The organism is Stenotrophomonas sp. YJH_SMC_64, from assembly GCF_059371375.1.
In genome coordinates this window covers 239,472-256,838 of record NZ_JCAFUN010000003.1, presented here as the reverse complement: position 1 = coordinate 256,838, position 17,367 = coordinate 239,472, and the positions used below count along the sequence as shown (strand labels likewise).

Below are 17,367 nucleotides of genomic sequence, written 5' to 3'. Positions count from 1 at the left end.
CCGGCGCTGCCAGCCGCAGGTACGACGGCGCGTTGCCAGCGACGCGCCTACAATGTCGGCCCCGCCAGCCGACGTGCCCGCCATGACCGATTCCCCGCTGCCCACCGATGATCCGATCGCCGCTACCCGCCTGTGGCTGGAGCGCATCGTCATCGGCCTGAACCTGTGCCCGTTCGCCAAGGCGGTCTATGTGAAGGACCAGGTCCGCATCGTGCTCAGCGATGCGACCACACCGGAAGCGCTGGTTGAACAGCTGGCCGAGGAGCTGGTGCTGCTGCGCGACACGCCGGCCGAGCAGATCGACACGACGCTGATCGTGCATCCGCAGGTGCTGAGCGATTTCCTCGACTACAACGACTTCCTCGACAACGCCGATGCGGCGATCGAGGCGCTGGACCTGCAGGGGATCCTGCAGGTGGCCAGCTTCCACCCGGACTACCAGTTCGACGGCGTGGCCGCGGACGACGCCAGCAACTACACCAACCGCGCGCCCTTCCCCACCCTGCACCTGCTGCGCGAAGACAGCGTGGCGCGCGCGGTGGATGTCTATCCGGACCCGGACGTGATCGTCGAGCGCAACATCCAGACCCTGGACCGCATCGGCGTGGACGGCTGGCATCGTCGCCTGCGCGGCGAAGACCTGACGTGAGCACGGTGCCGCCGATTGCCGCATGGCCGGCCGCGCCACTGTCGGGCAAGGTGGTGCTGGTCACCGGCGGCGCCAACGGCATCGGTCGCGGTATTGCCCAGGCCGTGCTCGGTGCCGGCGGACGCGTGCTGATCGGCGACCTCGATAGGGAGGCCGGCCAGGCCTGCCTGGACGAATGGCAGCGCGGTGAGGATGCCGCGTTCCAGCGTTTGGACATCACCGACGAAGCCAGCGTGCGCGACTTCATCGCCGAGGCGCTGCAGCGTTTCGGCCACATCGACGGGCTGGTCAACAATGCCGGCATCGCCGGGCCGCACGGCACGCGGCTGCAGGACATGGACTGGCACGAATGGCAACGCCGGCTGTCGTCGCTGCATGGCGCCTTCCTGTGCAGCAAGCACGCGCTGCCGGCGCTGACGGACAGTGCTGCGGGCGCGATCATCAACATCGCCTCCACCCGCGCCTGGCAATCCGAAGCGCACAGCGAGGCCTATGCGGCGGCCAAGGGTGGCCTGGTGGCCTTCACCCATGCGCTGGCGATCAGCGCCGGCCCGGCGGTGCGGGTAAACAGCATCAGCCCCGGCTGGGTCGGTACCACTGCGTGGCAGGCACCCTCACGGCGCCATGAACCAGAGTACTCGGCCATCGACCACGCACAGCATCCGGTCGGCCGGGTCGGCCGCCCTGAAGATATCGGTGCACTGGCGGTGTACCTGCTGTCGTCGCTGTCCGGTTTCAGCACCGGCCAGGACTTCATCGTCGACGGCGGCATGACCCGGAAGATGATCTACGCCGAATGACCGGTCTTCGGTAGTGCCGGCCGCTGGCCGGCATTCCGGCAGACCCACGCCATGCGTGGATGGCGGTGAAGTGCCAACCAGGGTTGGCACCCACCACAACGGTTTACGCCATGCCCGAGTGGCGCAGCAGCGCGTCGATCTGCGGCGCGCGCCCACGGAAGGCCTTGAAGTTCTCCGCCGCCGGGCGGCTGCCACCGCGCGACAGGATCTCATCGCGGAAGCGTGCACCGGTCTCGGCCAGTGCCTGCGGCGCTTCCTCGAACGCCGCATAGGCGTCGGCACTGAGCACTTCAGCCCACTTGTAGCTGTAGTAACCGGCCGCGTAGCCGCCAGCAAAGATGTGGCTGAACTGGTGCGGGAAGCGATTCCAGACCGGCGGGTGATTCACCGCCACTTCCGCGCGCACGCGATCAAGCAGCGCCAGCACGCTGTCCTGCGCCGGTTCGAACTGGCTGTGCAACAGCATGTCGAACAGGCCGAACTCCAGCTGGCGCACGGTGGCCATGCCGCTGTGGAAGTTGCGCGCCGCCAGCATCCGTTCGTACAGCGCGCGCGGCAGCGGCTCACCACTGTCCACGTGCGCGGTCATCGCCTGCAGGTGGTCCCATTCCCAGCAGAAGTTCTCCATGAACTGGCTGGGCAGCTCCACTGCATCCCATTCCACGCCGTTGATGCCGGCCACGCCCAGTTCGCCGATGCGGGTCAGCAGCTGGTGCAGGCCGTGGCCCATCTCATGGAACAGCGTGGTCACTTCGTTATGGCTGAAGGTGGCCGGCTTGCCATTGGCACCGCGGCCGAAGTTGCACACCAGGTAGACCAGCGGTGTCTGCACGCTGCCGTCTGCGCGCACGCGACGGTTGCGGCAATCATCCATCCACGCGCCACCGCGCTTGCCTTCGCGCGCGTACAGGTCCAGGTAGAACTGGCCAACCAGCGCGCCCTGCGCATCGACCAGACGGAAGAAGCGCACGTCGTCATGCCACACCGGTGCGCTGTCCTCCTGCACGCGCAGGCCGTACAGCTGCTCGATCACCGAGAACAGGCCGCCAAGCACCTTCGGTTCGGTGAAATACTGCTTCACTTCCTGTTCGGAATAGCTGTAACGGGCCTGCTTCAGGCGGTCGGCGGCGAACGCCAGGTCCCAGGCCTGCAGGCTGTCGATGCCCAGCTGCTCGCGTGCGAACTGCTCCAGGTCGGCCCGGTCCCTGGCCGCGAACGGCTTGGCGCGCGCGGCCAGGTCACGCAGGAAACCCAGCACTTCGGCCGGGTCCTGCGCCATCTTGGTCGCTACCGAATAATCGCCATACGAATCGAAGCCGAGCAGCGCGGCCAGTTCAGCGCGCAGGGCGAGGATCCGATCGATGTTGCCGCTGTTGTCCAGGGACTCATCGCCGAATTCGGACGCACGCTGTGCGCTGGCGCGGTACAGGATCTCGCGCAGGTCGCGGTCCTCGCCCCAGGTCTGCACCGGCAGGTAGCACGGCATCTGCAGGGTCAGTTTCCAGCCGGCCTTGCCGTCCTTCTGTGCTGCGGCATGCGCGGCGGCCTTCACGTCTTCCGGCAGGCCCTTCAGCCGCGCTTCGTCCTCGATGATCAGCGACCAGGCATCGGTAGCGTCGAGCACGTTCTGCGAGAACTTCGCCGACAGGGCCGACAGTTCTTCCTTGATCGCCGCGAAGCGCTGCTGCGCCTCCGGCGCCAGCTCGGCACCACCGAGGCGGAAATCGCGCAGGGTGTTGTCCAGCACCTTGCGCTGGGCCGCGTCGAAGCGCGCCGCCTCGGCACTGGCGGCCAGCGTCTGGTACTGCCGGTACAACGCCAGGTTCTGGCCCAGCGCGCTGGCGAAGCGGGTCACCCGCGGCAGGTTGCTGTTGTAGGCCTCACGCAGTTCCGGGGTGTTGACCACGCCCTGCAGGTGGCCGACCAGACCCCAGGCGCGCCACAGGCGCTCGGTGGCGTCATCCAGCGGGGCAACGAAGGTCTGCCAGGTGACCGGCTGCAGCTGCTCGGCGGCGCTGACGGCGGCTTCGGCCTCGGCCAGCAGCACGTCCAGCGCCGGCGCCACGTGCTCGGGGCGGATGGCCTCGAAGCGCGGCAGGCCGGAAAAATCGAGCAGGGGGTTGGCAACGGTCACGGCAGATCTCCAGGGTACGGGCCCGGCAGGCGGGCAGCATGCAGGATATGGCGCTGGCAGGCGGGGCTGACAAGGGGGCACGGCCCGGCATTCACGTCGGCCTTACGGTCGCGCACCGAAGCTCTGGCTGCGGGGGAGTCCGCAGCGGTACGCACCGAATGAGGCCCTACATGGAAGGTCTGGCTGCAGTTGCATCCGCCTCACCGGCCCGGTCACTGGCATTGTCCGCCAGCCCGGCCGAACTGACCTGGATCGCCGCATTGTGCGATGCCGGCGATGACGCCCCGCGCCATCTGCAGCAGTTGCAGGCAGTGCTGCAGCAGGGCGGCACGTTCAACGATGCGCAGGAGTGGTACCCGTTCGAGGTGATCGAACGCGGCGCCAGCCAGCTGCGGCTGGGCCATGAGCGCGAGTTCGCGATCTGCGTGCTGCTGTGGCTGCAGGCGCTGGCCCAGGGCCGAGCGAGCATCCTGGACCCGAGCCTGCATCTGGATGATCGCGCGATGGACATCGAGGCCTTGCCCGATGCACTGCGCGACGCGGTGCTGGACGCGTTCACTGCAGCGGGATATTGAGACGCCCCGGCGACCGGGTAGAGTCGACTGTTAGTCGACTTTCGCGCGCAGCGCGGGATTTTCGCGACCTGAACCTGGAGCAGTCGACTAACAGTCGACTCTCCCCAGCCGACGCACAGCCGGCCGTGCGTTGCCGCGTTACAACGCTTCCAGGCTGCACCACGGCAATTCGGGCAGTCCCTGCCCGGCCACCGCCGCCGCCAGTTGCGCATCGGCGCCGTCGACATCGATGCCCTGGCGCGCATACCACGATGGATCGTAGTAGCTCTGCGCGTAGCGCTCGCCGCTGTCGCACAGGATGCTGACGATGCTGCCCTGGTGGCCCGCCTCGCGCATCCACTGCGCCGCCTGCAGCACACCGATGAAGTTGGTGCCGGTGGAGCCACCGACACGGCGGCCCAGCTGGCGGCTGACATGGCGCATCGCGGCCAGGCTCAGCGCATCGGGCACCTTCACCATCGCATCGACACTGGTCGGGATGAAGCTCGCCTCTACCCGCGGCCGGCCGATGCCTTCCACGCGCGAGCCACCGCTGCAGGTCAGGCCGCGCCAGTCCTGCTCACCGGCCACGGCGGCTTTGTAGCCATCGAAGAACACCGACACTTCCGGGTCCGCACAGAGGATGCGGGTGTCATGCCGGCGATAGCTGACATAGCGGCCCAGCGTCGCTGCGGTACCGCCGGTACCGGGGCTGCACACGATCCATTCCGGAACCGGGCTGGGCTCCTCGGCCATCTGCTTGAAGATGGACTCGGCGATGTTGTTGTTGGCACGCCAGTCGGTGGCGCGCTCGGCATAGGTGAACTGGTCCATGAAGTGGCCGCCGGTTTCACGGGCCAGCTTTTCCGAATCACAGTTGAGGTCGCAGGCACGTTCGACCAGGTGGCAACGGCCGCCGTGGAACTCGATCGCGGCGATCTTTTCAGGCGAGGTGGAGGCCGGGATCACCGCAATGAACGGCAGGCCGAGCAGCCGCGCGAAATAGGCTTCGGACACGGCGGTCGAGCCGCTGGAGGCCTCGATCACCGGACGCCCTTCACGCAACCAGCCATTGGCCAGCGCATACAGGAACAGCGAGCGCGCCAGCCGGTGCTTCAGGCTGCCGGTGGGATGGCTCGACTCATCCTTCAGGTACAGGTCGATGCCCTCGAACCCTGGCAGCGCCAGCGGAATCAGGTGGGTATCGGCGGAACGGTTGAAATCAGCTTCGATCTTGCGGATGGCGGCAGCCACCCATTCACGCTGCGACATGGCGGGCAATCGTTGTCAGGACGGAACGGTGCGATCCGGCCATTGTACGTCGCAGTGCCGTCAGGTGCTGGCCGGTAGAATGGCTCAATCCGGCCGGCAACGGCCCTGTCTGAAGGACCTCCCCCCATGACCATTCCCGCCCTGCGCGATGTTCCCGGCGTCGCCGCCCAGGCCCCGGCCGAAACCACCGGCTTCGTGTTCAACCACACCATGCTGCGCGTGAAGGACATTGCCGCTTCGCTGGACTTCTACACCCGCGTGCTCGGCTACCAGCTGATCGACAAGCGCGACTTCCCCGAGGCCCAGTTCAGCCTGTACTTCCTGGCCTACGTGCCCGCTGGCGTCACGGTGCCGGAAGATGACAACGCCCGCCGCCTGTGGATGGCCGGGCTGCCGGGCGTGCTGGAACTGACCCACAACCACGGCACCGAAACCCAGGACGGCGCGGTCTACCACGACGGCAACAGCGACCCGCGCGGCTTCGGCCACATCTGCGTGTCGGTGCCGGACATCGAGGCCGCCTGCCAGCGCTTCGAGGATCTGGGCGTGACCTTCCAGAAGCGCCTGACCGACGGCCGCATGAAGAACCTGGCTTTCATCAAGGACCCGGACGGCTACTGGGTCGAGATCATCGCCAACGTCTGACCCGAAAAGGGGACGGAGGGGATTAAGTCGTTTCTGGCATTATTGGGCTGGAAGCGACTTAATCCCCTCCGTCCCCTTTTTCTGCGAGGTTGGTATGGAAACGATGGAACTGCACCGTGGCCGCCTGATCGACCACATCCAGCTGGTAGTGCACGACCTGGCGGCCAGCCGCCGCTTCTACCAGGCGGTGTTCGACACCATCGGCATCCCGGTGGCCGGTGAAGGCGATGACTACTTCTGGGCCGACGAGCTGTTCATTTCCAGCGCCAGCAGCGAGGCCGCCGCTGGCCAGCTGACCGGACGCCACCACCTGGCATTCCAGGCCCGCGACACCGCCACTGTCGATGCCTTCCACAGCGCCGCCATTGCCGCCGGCGGCACCGACAACGGCGCGCCCGGCGAACGCCCCTACCACCCGGGCTATTACGGCGCGTTCGTGCTCGATCCCGATGGCAACAACATTGAAGTGGTCTACCACGGCCCGGCCAACTACAGCGCCGACTCGGTGAAGGTCACTTTCTGATTTCACCGATGCCGTGAACGAAGAAGCCGGGCAATGCCCGGCTTCTCTGCTTCCGACGGTGTGGCCCTCAGTGGGCGGCCATGTAGATGTCCTGCAGCACGGCCTTTTCCAGCTCCAGCTCGCCCAGCAGGTTCTTCACGATGTCGCCCAGGCTGAGGATGCCGACCAGGCGGGTGCCTTCGGTGACCATCAGATGACGGCGCCGCGAGTACGTCATCAACGACATGGCCTGCTTCAGGGTGGCCTCCGGGGCGATGCCTTCCAGGCCGGTGGACGGCAGGCTGGAAATCACCCGGCGGCCGGCCTGCGGGCCGTCGTCGGCCAAGGTGCGCACGATGTCCTTTTCGGAAATGATGCCGACCGGGGCATCGTCCTTCATCACCACCAGCGCAGCGATCCTGTTCGCGCTCATCTTGTGGGCGGCGGCACCGATGGTGTCTTCGGCGTCGATGGTGATGACAGCTTCTTTCTTGGATTGCAGGAGTTCGCGGACGTTCATTCTTGTTTCCTGGTGCAGGTCACTGAAGTCAAAAAAGTGTGCTCTTCCGATACGCCCCCTCCCCGGGAACAGACCTTTCAGCGCACGTCTGGCGCACACGCCGGCCTTGGGAGATGGATCGGCAGGCATCGTGCTGCAACGCGAACGAGGTGGGTTCAACCGCTCACCCTGGACCTCGGTCAACTTGATTCTACGACTGCGACCATCGGTCACTACCGGCATCGATGGGACAGTTCGTCGTGGGAACCAACCGACGATCCAGAGAATGGCACCGCGGCTGAAACCGCCGCTGAATACACGCGATGCCGCGTGTTAAAGATTGATTGATGGCTGCCGACGGCGGACAGAACACCCTGAGGCTGTCCCACTTCGCACGGACTCCGGCACAAACGAAAGGGGGCCACTGGGGCCCCCTTCGCTTGCAGCATCCAACAGAGCCGACGGGTGTTACTCCACTGTCACGCTCTTGGCCAGGTTGCGCGGCTTGTCCACGTCGGTGCCACGCGCCAGCGCGGTGTGGTACGCCAGCAACTGCACCGGAATGGTGTGCACGATCGGGCTGAGCACGCCGGCATGGCGCGGTGTACGAATCACGTGCACGCCTTCGGACTCGTTGAAGTTGCTGTCCTGGTCGGCGAACACGAACAGCTCGCCACCACGGGCGCGCACTTCCTGCATGTTCGACTTCACCTTTTCCAGCAGGCTGTCGTTCGGCGCGATCACCACCACCGGCATGTCCTCATCCACCAGCGCCAGCGGGCCATGCTTCAGCTCGCCCGCCGGGTAGGCCTCGGCGTGGATGTAGGAGATTTCCTTGAGCTTGAGCGCGCCTTCCAGCGCGATCGGGTAGTGCAGGCCGCGGCCCAGGAACAACGCGCTGCTCTTGCGCGCGAAACGCTCGGCCCACGCAGCGATCTGCGGCTCCATGTTCAACGCGTGCTGCACGCTACCCGGCAGGAAGCGCAGCTGCTCCAGGTAGTCCGCTTCCTGTGCCGCGTCGATGCGGCCATGCAGCTTGCCCAGCACCACGGTCAGCTGGAACAGTGCCGCCAGCTGGGTGGTGAAGGCCTTGGTCGAAGCGACGCCGATCTCGGCACCGGCACGGGTGTAGCAGACCAGTTCGCTGGCCCGCGGAATCGCACTTTCCGGCACGTTGCAGATCGACAGCGTGTGCTTGTGCCCCAGCGACTTGGCGTACTTCAGCGCTTCCATCGTATCCAGCGTTTCGCCGGACTGGGAAATGGTGACGATCAGGTGCTTCGGGTTGGCATACGCGGCGCGGTAGCGGTACTCGCTGGCGATCTCCACGCTGCACGGCAGGCCGGCGATGGCCTCGACCCAGTAGCGTGCAGTCAGGCCGGCGTAGTAGCTGGTACCGCAGGCGATGATCTGCACGCCCTCGATGCCCGACAACACCGCCTCGGCGTTCTTGCCGAACAGCTCGGCCGGGAAACCACCGGCGTCGATCGCCGCCTCGATGGTGTCGCCCAGCGCGCGCGGCTGCTCGTGGATTTCCTTCTGCATGAAGTGGCGGTACGGGCCCAGCTCCAGCGATGCCAGCGACACGTCGGACAGATGCACGTCGCGCTCGACCGGCTGGTCGTGCTCGTCGAAGACGCGCACGCCGTCGCGGCGGATTTCGGCGGTGTCGCCCTCTTCCAGGAAGATCACCTTGCGCGTGGCCGAGATCACGGCCGAGACGTCGGAGGCGACGAAGTTCTCGCCTTCGCCCAGGCCGATCAGCAGCGGGCAGCCCATGCGCGCGCAGACGAAGCGCTCCGGCTCGGCGCGGCTGACCACGGCCAGCGCGTAGGCGCCGGTCAGTTCCTTCACCGTGTGCTGCAGCGCCACCAGCAGGTCGTCGCCATCCTTCAGGTGGTGGTGGATCAGGTGTGCGATGACTTCGGTATCGGTCTGCGACTCGAAGGTGTAGCCCATCGCGCGCAGCTTCTCGCGCTGCTCTTCGTGGTTCTCGATGATGCCGTTGTGCACCAGCGCCACGCCCTGGCTGATATGCGGATGCGCATTGGCCTCGGTGACACCACCGTGGGTGGCCCAGCGGGTATGACCGATGCCGAGCACCGCGTTGAAACCCTCGGCCTCGGCCGCCGTGGCCATTTCCGACACTCGGCCGGTACGACGCACGCGACGCACCTCCGACCGCTCGGCATGGTCGATCACCGCGATACCCGAGGAATCGTAACCACGGTACTCAAGGCGCTTCAGACCCTCGATCAGCACCGGCACTACGTCGCGATCAGCGATCGCACCCACGATTCCACACATGTCACGCGTTTCCTTGAAGACGATCGTCGCATTCTAGCCTGCGCGTCCGGCTTCCCCCTCCTGTCCGCTTAATGAAAGTGTCCGGAAAGGTGTCCGCGGACACCCGGACACTTCAGACGCCCACCCAACTCATTGATGGAAAAGGAAATAAAGTTGGCACGCTACGTGCTTGGTACTGGCTACCACCGTCAGGCACGCACCCGATGATCCGCGACACTTCCGCCCAGGACCAGATCGTTTCCTCCGCCCCGGCCAGCGCCCCGCGCGCCAACTGGCTCCGTTACCGTTGGCCGGCGCTGGGCACGATCGCCCTGCTCGCCGGCATCGGCTGGGCCGTGCACGCCTGGTCCAACGCCAGCCGCTCCTTCGACAGCAGCCGCGTGCGCATCGCCGAAGTGAAGCGGGGCGACCTGGTCCGTGACATCGCCGCCGACGGCCGCGTGATCGCCGCCAACAGCCCGATCCTGTATGCCATCTCTGCGGGCACCGTGGACCTGAAGGTGGTCGCCGGTGACGTGGTGAAGAAGGGGCAGGAGCTGGCGGTCATCGACAGCCCCGAACTGCGCAGCAAGCTGGCCCAGGAACAGGCCACCCTGGCCGGCCTGGAGGCCGAGGCCAGCCGTGCCGCGCTGGACGCCACCCTGGCCCGCGCCAAGTCGCGCAAGGAGACCGACCAGGCCACCATCGAACGGCAGGCCGCCGACCGCGACCTGCAGCGCTACCAGCGCGGCTACGACGGCGGTGCGGTGCCGCAGATCGACCTGGCCAAGGCCAAGGACTCGTTGAAGAAGGCCGACATCACCCTGGCCAACGCCACCACCGATGCGCGCCTGCAGAGCCAGGGCGCCGACCTGGATGCCCGCAACAAGCGCCTGCTGGCCGATCGCCAGAAGGCGGTGGTGGCCGAAGTGCAGCGCCAGGTCGATGCGCTGACGCTGCGTGCCCCGTTCGATGGCCAGGTCGGCCAGGTGCAGGCGGTGCAGTCCACCAACCTGGCCGCCAATGCCCCGGTGCTGGGCGTGGTCGACCTGTCCAAGTTCGAAGTCGAGATCAAGGTGCCGGAGAGCTTCGCCCGCGACCTGGCGATCGGCATGCCCGCACAGCTGACCGGTGGCAACGGCCAGCCCTTCCCGGGCGAGATCAGCGCGGTGTCGCCGGAAGTGGTCAACGGTGAGGTCAACGCGCGCGTGCGCTTTGCCAGCGCGCAGCCGGAAGGCCTGCGCCAGAGCCAACGGATGTCGGTGCGCGTGCTGCTCGATACCCGCAAGAACGTGCTGAAGGTCGAGCGTGGCCCGTTCGTCGAACAGGGCAACGGTATGGCCTACGTGATGGATGGCCGCACCGCCGTGCGCCGTCCGGTGGAACTGGGCGTCAGCAGCCTGGGCGAAGTGGAAATCAAGTCGGGTGTGCAGCCGGGCGACCGCATCGTGGTCTCCGGCAGCGACCTGTTCAAGGACGCCGAACGCGTCTCCGTCAACTGATACCTGAATCCTGGAGAGAGGACACCCCATGTACATGCTCGAAATGCGTTCGGTCGCCAAGGTCTTCCGCACCGAACAGGTGGAAACCCACGCACTGCGCTCGCTGGAACTGCAGGTCAAGGAAGGTGAGTTCGTCGCGGTCACCGGCCCGTCCGGCTCCGGCAAGACCACCTTCCTCAACATCGCCGGCCTGCTGGAAACCTTCACCAGCGGTACCTACATGCTGGACGGCCAGGACGTGAGCACGCTGGGCGACGACGCCCGCAGCCGCCTGCGCAACCAGAAGATCGGCTTCATCTTCCAGGGCTTCAACCTGATCCCCGACCTGAACCTGTTCGACAACGTCGACGTTCCGCTGCGCTATCGCAGGATGAGCGCCAACGAGCGCCGCGAACGCATCGAGAAGGCACTGACCCAGGTCGGCCTGGGCTCGCGCATGAAGCACTATCCGAATGAACTGTCGGGTGGCCAGCAGCAGCGCGCGGCCATCGCGCGTGCGCTGGCCGGCAGCCCGCGCCTGCTGCTGGCCGACGAACCGACCGGCAATCTGGATACGCAGATGGCCCGGGGCGTGATGGAGCTGCTGGAGGAGATCAACGCCGCCGGCACCACCATCGTGATGGTCACCCACGACCCGGAACTGGCCGCGCGTGCGCAGCGCAACGTGCACATCGTCGATGGCCAGGTGACCGACCTGGTGCGCGAGCCGGTGCTGGCCACGCCGTTGCGCCACATCGTCGCCGTCAACGAGTGAGGGCCCGACCATGTTCGCCTACTATGCCCGATTGGCGGCGCGCAGTTTCCGCCGCAACAAGGTCCTGACCGCGCTGATGGTGATCGCCATCGCGCTCGGCATCGGTGCCTCGATGACCACGTTGACCGTATTCCACGTGCTGTCCGGCGACCCGATTCCGGGCAAGAGTGACCGCCTGTTCTACGTGCAGCTCGATGCCGCGACCGGCGCCTATGTCGCCGGCGAGGAACCGGAAACCCAGCTGACCCGCTTCGACGGTGAAGCGCTGCTGCGCGAGGCCAAGGGCGAGCGCCAGGCGCTGATGAGCGGCGGCGGCGGCACCATCGAACCGGACAACAGCACGCTCAAGCCCTTCAGCATCGACACCCGCTGGACCTCGGCCGACTTCTTCCCGATGTTCGAGGTGCCCATGCAGTACGGCCGCCCCTGGACGCGCGAGGACGATGAAGGCCGCGCACGCGTGGTGGTCATCTCCAAGGCGCTCAACGACAAGCTGTACCAGGGCGCCAACAGCGTGGGCCGCGACCTGCGCATGGAAGGCCAGAGTTACCGCATCGTCGGCGTGATGAAGGAATGGAGCCCGGAGCCGCACTTCTACGACCTGACCACCGGCAGCTACGGCAAGAACGAAGACCTGCTGCTGCCGATCTCCACCTCGTTGGACCTGAAGCTCGGCAACAACGGCAACATGAACTGCTTCGGCGAAAACCCCGACGGCAACAGCTACTCGCTCAATGCACCGTGCGCGTGGCTGCAGTACTGGGTGGAAATGGACCCGGCCAAGGCCGGCGACTACCGCCGCTACCTGGAGAACTATTCGACCCAGCAGCGCGAGGCCGGCCGCTTCAAGCACCCACCGAACGTGCGCCTGCGCACCGTGATGGAATGGCTGGACTTCAATGGTGCAGTGCCCAGCGACGTGCGCCTGCAGCTGTGGCTGGCGCTGGGCTTCCTCGGTGTCTGCCTGGTCAACACGGTAGGCCTGCTGCTGGCCAAGTTCCTGCGCCGCAGTGGTGAGATCGGCGTGCGCCGTGCACTCGGTGCCAGCCGTGGCCAGATCTTCCTGCAGTGCCTGGTGGAAGCCGGCGCGGTGGGCGTGGTCGGTGGCGTGCTGGGTATCGGCCTGGCCCTGCTTGGCCTGTTCGCGGTGCGCCAGCAGCCGGTGGAATACGCAAAGCTGGCCCACCTGGACGGCAACATGCTGCTGCTCGCGCTGGGCCTGACCCTGTTCGCCAGCCTCGCCGCCGGATTCCTGCCCGCCTGGCGCGCGATGCAGGTCACCCCGGCCATCCAGCTCAAGTCGCAGTAAGCACCCGAACGAGGACTCCCATGGACATCCGCCCCATCCTCAGCACGCTGCGCCGGCACAAGACCGCTGCCGCCCTGATCGTGCTGGAAGTCGCACTGACCTGCGCCATCGTCTGCAACGCGCTGTTCCTGGTCAGCCAGCGCGTGGAAAAGATCAGCATGCCCAGCGGCATCGCCGAGAGCGAACTGGTGATGCTGCGCGTCAGCGGCATCGGCAAGCAGACCGACGCCATGTCCCGCACCCGCGAGGACCTGGCATCGCTGCGCGCGATTCCCGGCGTCAGCAACGTCACCATCATCAACCAGGTTCCCTTCCGCAACGGCTCCTCCAGCAGCAGCATCTCGCGGGTGATCGACCAGGAACGGCCGACCACCAACGCTTCGATGTACACCCTGTCCGAGAACGGGCTGGCCACGATGGGCATCAATCTGATCGCCGGCCGCGATTTCCTGCCCGACGAGTACCAGAACTTCGAAGACGTCAGCAAGGGTGGCGCCAAGGAAAAGGCCATCCCGGTCATCCTCACCCAGGCCACCGCCGCCAAGATGGAGCCCAACGGCAGCGCCCTGGGCAAGACCTACTACATGGGCAAGCAGTCGCTGCATGTGGTCGGCATCGTCGACACGCTCAGCACGCCCAATGGCTGGAATGACAACTGGACCAACTCGATGCTGCTGCCGATCCGGGTCAGCTTCGACAAGGGTGGTACCTACGTGTTGCGCACTTCGCCGGAACGCCGCCAGGAGGTGCTCGATGCCGGTGCCGCCGCGCTGGAGCGCAACGACCCCAACCGCCTGATGCGCGACAAGCTGACCTATGAAGACCAGCGCAAGGACTTCTTCAAGAACGACCGCGCGATGGTCGGCCTGCTGATCACCGTCAGCATCTCGCTGCTGGTGGTCACTGCGCTGGGCATCATCGGCCTGGCCAGCTTCTGGGTGCAGCAGCGCAGCAAGCAGATCGGTATCCGCCGTGCGCTGGGCGCCACCCGCGGGCAGATCCTGCGCTACTTCCAGACCGAGAACTTCCTGCTGGCCTCGCTGGGCATCGTGCTGGGCATGCTGGCGGCGTACGCGATCAACCTGGCCCTGATGAACCTGTACGAGCTGCCGCGCATGCCGCTGTACTACCTGCCGCTGGGTGCGCTGCTGCTGTGGATACTGGGCCAGATTGCGGTGTTCGGTCCGGCACGGCGTGCGGCGGCGGTACCGCCTGCGGTCGCCACGCGGGGCGCGTGAGATGCGTGCCTGCGCGATGTGCCTGATGCTGCTCCTGCCCCTGCCGGCGCTGGCCGGTGGTGGCAGCGCACAGACGCTGGAATGGCGCCGCGATGGAGCGCGGCTGTCGCTGCGCTCGACCGAAGGCCAGGTGCATGTGGAGGCCGCCAGCCCGGAAGTGCGCTTCGGCGTGCGCAGTGGCGATCGCATCCTCCGCGTGGACGACACGGCGGTGCGCCGGGTTGAACATCTGGCCGAGGCACTGCGCCATTCCCACGCGGCCAGCGCCTATCTGTTGCTGCGCCGCGACAAGCGCGAACTGACGGTGGCGGTCAACGCCGCTGCGTGGCGACAGGCATTGGAGGTCCCGCCACCACCCGCGCCACCACCTCCGCCAGCCCCACCCGGGCGCTGAGCATCATCCGCTCCTGCACGGCCACAGGTTTGGCTATGCTTGATGGGTGGCGTCGGGCTCTCCCGGTGCGTGGACACGAACGGCTCCATCGGCGCCGCCCATCCCTTTCTGCAGAACCGCTTGATGCCTGCGATCCTGATCATCGACGACAACGCCAGCGTGGGTACTGCGCTGGACGTGCTGTTCTCCCTGCACGACATCGACACCCTGCAGGCGCACACGCCCGCCGATGGGCTGGCCCTGCTCGAGTCGCAGCCGGTCGATCTGGTGATCCAGGACATGAACTTCAGCGAGGACACCACCTCCGGTGAGGAGGGCGAAGCGTTGTTCGCGCAGATCCGTGCGCGCCATCCGGACCTGCCGGTGATCCTGCTGACCGCTTGGACCCACCTGAGCAGTGCGGTGGACCTGGTCAAGGCCGGTGCGGCCGACTACCTGGCCAAGCCCTGGGACGACCGCAAGCTGATGACCACGGTCAACAACCTGCTGGAACTGTCCGAGGCACGCCGCGAACTGGACCGGCGCCGCAGCCGTGAACTGCACCAGCGCAACGCGCTGGAAGAGAAGTACGACCTGTGCGGCGCGGTCTTCGCCGACCCCGCCAGCGAGCGCGTCATCGCCCTCGCCTGCCAGGTCGCACGCTCGGAACTGCCGGTACTGATCACCGGTGCGAACGGTGCCGGCAAGGAGAAGATCGCGCAGATCATCCAGGCCAATTCGCTGGTGGCCAAGGGCCCGTTCGTGGCGGTCAACTGTGGCGCGCTGCCCTCGGAACTGATCGAAGCCGAACTGTTCGGTGCCGAGGCCGGTGCGTATACCGGCGCCAACAAGGCGCGCGAAGGCAAGTTCGAGGCCGCCGATGGTGGCACCCTGTTCCTGGATGAGATCGGCAACCTGTCGCTCGGCGGGCAGATGAAGCTGCTGCGCGTGCTGGAAACCGGCCGCTTCGAGCGCCTGGGTTCCAACCGCGAGCGCCAGGTCAAGGTCCGCGTGGTCAGCGCGACCAATGCCGACCTGCCGGCGATGATCCGCGACGGTACCTTCCGCGAAGATCTCTATTACCGCCTCAACACGGTGGAACTGGTGCTGCCGCCGCTGGCCGAACGCCCGGGCGACATCGTGCCGCTGGCCGAGCGATTCCTGACCGCTGGCAAGCCGCTGTCCAGCGCCGCCACCGCAGCACTGCAGCGGCACCCCTGGCCAGGCAACGTGCGCGAGCTGCGCAACGTGATCCAGCGTGCCGAACTGCTGGCCACCGGCAACCGCATCGAAGTGGCCGATCTCAACCTGCCGCGCGCAGCCGTCGTACCACGACCGGCACCCAGCGCAGGCAATGATCCCGACCGCACACGCATCGAGGATGTGCTGGCGCGCAACCATGGCGTCATCGCCCAGGCTGCCGCCGAGCTCGGCCTGAGCCGCCAGGCGCTGTACCGGCGCATGGACCGCCACGGTATTCCACGCGAATGAAGCGGCGCTCGTTCACTTTCCGCCTGTTCCTGCGCCTGCTGCCGGTGCTGGCACTGGCTGCGGCACTGCCGTGGCTGCTGGCCTACTGGATGGACCATGGCTGGGTGGTGACCACGGTGTCGGCGCTGATCCTGCTGTCGCTGATGTGGTGGACGCTGCGTCGGGCTACCGCCCCGGTGCGGTCACTGATGCGGGCCCTGGCGGGCACCACCAGCAGCTATCGCGACGGCGAATACAACTTCGGCGTGCACTGGCCCGGCAATGACGAGCTCGGCGACCTGGTGCAGGCACACCGGGAGCTGGGTGATGTACTGCGTGAGCAGCGGCAGGGCCTGGTGCAACGTGAGCTGCTGCTGGACACCATGGTGCAGAATACGCCGGTTGCGATGCTGTTGATCGCCTCCGGCGGTGATGGCATCGCCCGCGTGGTGTTCTCCAACCTGGCCGCGCGCAAGCTGCTGCACGGCGGTTGGAAGCTGGAAGGCCAGCGCCTGGAAGACGTGCTGGAACAGGTGCCGGTGGAACTGCGCGATGCCATCGCCCGTGGCGGTGACAGCCTGTTCGCGGTGCACGCCGAGGGGGAGGACGGCGATGAGGATGACGAGCAGGTCTATCACCTCTCGCGGCGTGCCTTCCAGCTCAACGGTCGTCCGCACGACCTGCTGCTGGTGCGCCTGTTGACCGCCGAGCTGCGCCGCCAGGAAGTGCAGACCTGGAAGAAGGTGATCCGGGTGATCAGCCACGAGCTCAACAACTCACTGGCGCCGATTGCTTCGCTCGCCCATTCCGGCGGCGTGCTGGTGCAGCGTGAGCGCTTTGACCGGCTGCCCGAGATCTTCACCACCATCGAGGACCGCGCACGCCACCTGGAAGGCTTCATCCGTGGCTATGCGCGCTTTGCCAAGCTGCCACAGCCGCAGCTGCAGACCGTGCACTGGGCGCCGTTCCTGTCCAGCCTGCGCCAGCAGATCCCGTTCGGCATGGAACGTGAGCCGGACGAGGAGCTGAGCAGCCGCATCGACATCGCGCAGTTCGGGCAGGCGTTGTTGAACCTGCTGAAGAATGCGCACGAAGCCTGCGCTGAAGCCGAGCCGCCCAACGACGATGTGCAGGTACAGCTGACCCGGCTGCCGCAGTGGCTGCGCCTGGACGTGCTTGACCGCGGCAAGGGCATGAACGAGCAGGTGCTGCAGAACGCACTGATGCCGTTCTATTCGACCAAGCGCAATGGCACCGGGCTGGGGCTGGCGCTGACGCGGGAGATCGTGGAGGCCCACGGCGGACGGGTGTCACTGCAGAACCGCGGCGATGGCGGGTTGTGCGTGTCGATCCTGCTGCCGGTGGGTTGAGCGGACCGAT

Annotated in this window: 16 protein-coding genes; 12 read left to right on the top strand and 4 right to left on the bottom strand. The window is 66.6% G+C overall.

Features of this window, described 5'->3' with window-relative positions:
- Nucleotides 1-82: 82 nt before the first annotated feature.
- Nucleotides 83-649, top strand: coding sequence for a DUF1415 domain-containing protein (locus AC5P9L_RS04440; protein WP_164225394.1), 567 nt, complete (start codon nt 83-85; stop codon nt 647-649).
- Nucleotides 646-1,449, top strand: coding sequence for an SDR family oxidoreductase (locus AC5P9L_RS04435; RefSeq protein ID WP_012481308.1), 804 nt, complete (start codon nt 646-648; stop codon nt 1,447-1,449). The genes AC5P9L_RS04440 and AC5P9L_RS04435 overlap by 4 nt, the downstream gene beginning before the upstream one ends.
- 103 nt (nt 1,450-1,552) lie before the next feature.
- Here AC5P9L_RS04435 and AC5P9L_RS04430 read toward each other — a convergent pair whose 3' ends face one another.
- A complete protein-coding gene (locus tag AC5P9L_RS04430) occupies nt 1,553-3,583 on the bottom strand; it encodes a M3 family metallopeptidase (RefSeq protein WP_043035531.1) in 2,031 nt (676 codons plus the stop codon).
- Nucleotides 3,584-3,753: 170 nt separating this feature from the next.
- Here AC5P9L_RS04430 and AC5P9L_RS04425 point away from each other — a divergent pair, with 170 nt between their 5' ends.
- Nucleotides 3,754-4,158: a hypothetical protein gene (locus tag AC5P9L_RS04425; RefSeq protein ID WP_049461475.1), complete on the top strand. Its 405-nt coding sequence runs from the start codon at nt 3,754-3,756 to the stop codon at nt 4,156-4,158.
- A 138-nt stretch (nt 4,159-4,296) separates the two neighbouring features.
- Here AC5P9L_RS04425 and AC5P9L_RS04420 read toward each other — a convergent pair whose 3' ends face one another.
- Nucleotides 4,297-5,409, bottom strand: coding sequence for a PLP-dependent cysteine synthase family protein (locus tag AC5P9L_RS04420; RefSeq protein WP_005411112.1), 1,113 nt, complete (start codon nt 5,407-5,409; stop codon nt 4,297-4,299).
- 126 nt (nt 5,410-5,535) lie between these two features.
- On the opposite strand from AC5P9L_RS04420, the gene gloA reads away from it, so the two are divergent.
- Nucleotides 5,536-6,054, top strand: a complete 519-nt coding sequence (gene gloA, locus AC5P9L_RS04415) for a lactoylglutathione lyase (RefSeq protein ID WP_005414533.1) — start codon at nt 5,536-5,538, stop codon at nt 6,052-6,054.
- A gap of 94 nt (nt 6,055-6,148) precedes the next feature.
- Entirely contained in the window at nt 6,149-6,577 is a 429-nt protein-coding gene (locus AC5P9L_RS04410; protein WP_164225395.1) for a VOC family protein, read from the top strand.
- A 67-nt stretch (nt 6,578-6,644) separates the two neighbouring features.
- On the opposite strand, the gene AC5P9L_RS04405 is transcribed toward AC5P9L_RS04410, so the two are convergent.
- On the bottom strand, nt 6,645-7,076 hold the full coding sequence (locus AC5P9L_RS04405; protein WP_005411115.1) for a CBS domain-containing protein: 432 nt from the start codon (nt 7,074-7,076) through the stop codon (nt 6,645-6,647).
- Between the two features lie 447 nt (nt 7,077-7,523).
- On the bottom strand, nt 7,524-9,362 hold the full coding sequence (gene glmS, locus AC5P9L_RS04400) for a glutamine--fructose-6-phosphate transaminase (isomerizing) (RefSeq protein WP_106550946.1): 1,839 nt from the start codon (nt 9,360-9,362) through the stop codon (nt 7,524-7,526).
- Between the two features lie 203 nt (nt 9,363-9,565).
- Here glmS and AC5P9L_RS04395 point away from each other — a divergent pair, with 203 nt between their 5' ends.
- The 7 genes from AC5P9L_RS04395 to AC5P9L_RS04365 all read left to right on the top strand — a co-directional run bounded on the left by AC5P9L_RS04395 (nt 9,566) and on the right by AC5P9L_RS04365 (nt 17,357).
- Nucleotides 9,566-10,843, top strand: coding sequence for an efflux RND transporter periplasmic adaptor subunit (locus tag AC5P9L_RS04395; RefSeq protein ID WP_227860085.1), 1,278 nt, complete (start codon nt 9,566-9,568; stop codon nt 10,841-10,843).
- Between the two features lie 28 nt (nt 10,844-10,871).
- A complete protein-coding gene (locus tag AC5P9L_RS04390) occupies nt 10,872-11,597 on the top strand; it encodes an ABC transporter ATP-binding protein (protein WP_005411118.1) in 726 nt (241 codons plus the stop codon).
- 10 nt (nt 11,598-11,607) lie between these two features.
- Nucleotides 11,608-12,906 (top strand): ABC transporter permease, encoded by a 1,299-nt coding sequence (locus AC5P9L_RS04385; RefSeq protein ID WP_005411119.1) that lies wholly within the window; start codon nt 11,608-11,610, stop codon nt 12,904-12,906.
- Nucleotides 12,907-12,926: 20 nt separating this feature from the next.
- Entirely contained in the window at nt 12,927-14,144 is a 1,218-nt protein-coding gene (locus AC5P9L_RS04380) for an ABC transporter permease (RefSeq protein ID WP_005411120.1), read from the top strand.
- A gap of 16 nt (nt 14,145-14,160) precedes the next feature.
- Complete coding sequence (locus AC5P9L_RS04375) at nt 14,161-14,538, top strand: PDZ domain-containing protein (protein WP_024957071.1); 378 nt, start codon at nt 14,161-14,163, stop codon at nt 14,536-14,538.
- A 123-nt stretch (nt 14,539-14,661) separates the two neighbouring features.
- Complete coding sequence (locus AC5P9L_RS04370; RefSeq protein WP_111196812.1) at nt 14,662-16,008, top strand: sigma-54-dependent transcriptional regulator; 1,347 nt, start codon at nt 14,662-14,664, stop codon at nt 16,006-16,008.
- Nucleotides 16,005-17,357: a sensor histidine kinase gene (locus tag AC5P9L_RS04365; RefSeq protein WP_005414539.1), complete on the top strand. Its 1,353-nt coding sequence runs from the start codon at nt 16,005-16,007 to the stop codon at nt 17,355-17,357. Before AC5P9L_RS04370 ends, AC5P9L_RS04365 begins: the two co-directional genes overlap by 4 nt.
- Nucleotides 17,358-17,367: the final 10 nt, after the last annotated feature.

What these genes read in the sequence shown, in the direction of transcription:
- AC5P9L_RS04420 (WP_005411112.1), bottom strand. Translation starts at nt 5,409, where the DNA reads ATGTCGCAGCGTGAATGGGTGGCTGCCGCCATCCGCAAGATCGAAGCT.
- AC5P9L_RS04425 (WP_049461475.1), top strand. Translation starts at nt 3,754, where the DNA reads ATGGAAGGTCTGGCTGCAGTTGCATCCGCCTCACCGGCCCGGTCACTG.
- AC5P9L_RS04390 (WP_005411118.1), top strand. Translation starts at nt 10,872, where the DNA reads ATGTACATGCTCGAAATGCGTTCGGTCGCCAAGGTCTTCCGCACCGAA.
- AC5P9L_RS04365 (WP_005414539.1), top strand. Translation starts at nt 16,005, where the DNA reads ATGAAGCGGCGCTCGTTCACTTTCCGCCTGTTCCTGCGCCTGCTGCCG.
- gloA (WP_005414533.1), top strand. Translation starts at nt 5,536, where the DNA reads ATGACCATTCCCGCCCTGCGCGATGTTCCCGGCGTCGCCGCCCAGGCC.
- AC5P9L_RS04395 (WP_227860085.1), top strand. Translation starts at nt 9,566, where the DNA reads ATGATCCGCGACACTTCCGCCCAGGACCAGATCGTTTCCTCCGCCCCG.
- AC5P9L_RS04440 (WP_164225394.1), top strand. Translation starts at nt 83, where the DNA reads ATGACCGATTCCCCGCTGCCCACCGATGATCCGATCGCCGCTACCCGC.
- glmS (WP_106550946.1), bottom strand. Translation starts at nt 9,362, where the DNA reads ATGTGTGGAATCGTGGGTGCGATCGCTGATCGCGACGTAGTGCCGGTG.
- AC5P9L_RS04410 (WP_164225395.1), top strand. Translation starts at nt 6,149, where the DNA reads ATGGAAACGATGGAACTGCACCGTGGCCGCCTGATCGACCACATCCAG.
- AC5P9L_RS04380 (WP_005411120.1), top strand. Translation starts at nt 12,927, where the DNA reads ATGGACATCCGCCCCATCCTCAGCACGCTGCGCCGGCACAAGACCGCT.
- AC5P9L_RS04405 (WP_005411115.1), bottom strand. Translation starts at nt 7,076, where the DNA reads ATGAACGTCCGCGAACTCCTGCAATCCAAGAAAGAAGCTGTCATCACC.
- AC5P9L_RS04385 (WP_005411119.1), top strand. Translation starts at nt 11,608, where the DNA reads ATGTTCGCCTACTATGCCCGATTGGCGGCGCGCAGTTTCCGCCGCAAC.
- AC5P9L_RS04370 (WP_111196812.1), top strand. Translation starts at nt 14,662, where the DNA reads ATGCCTGCGATCCTGATCATCGACGACAACGCCAGCGTGGGTACTGCG.
- AC5P9L_RS04375 (WP_024957071.1), top strand. Translation starts at nt 14,161, where the DNA reads ATGTGCCTGATGCTGCTCCTGCCCCTGCCGGCGCTGGCCGGTGGTGGC.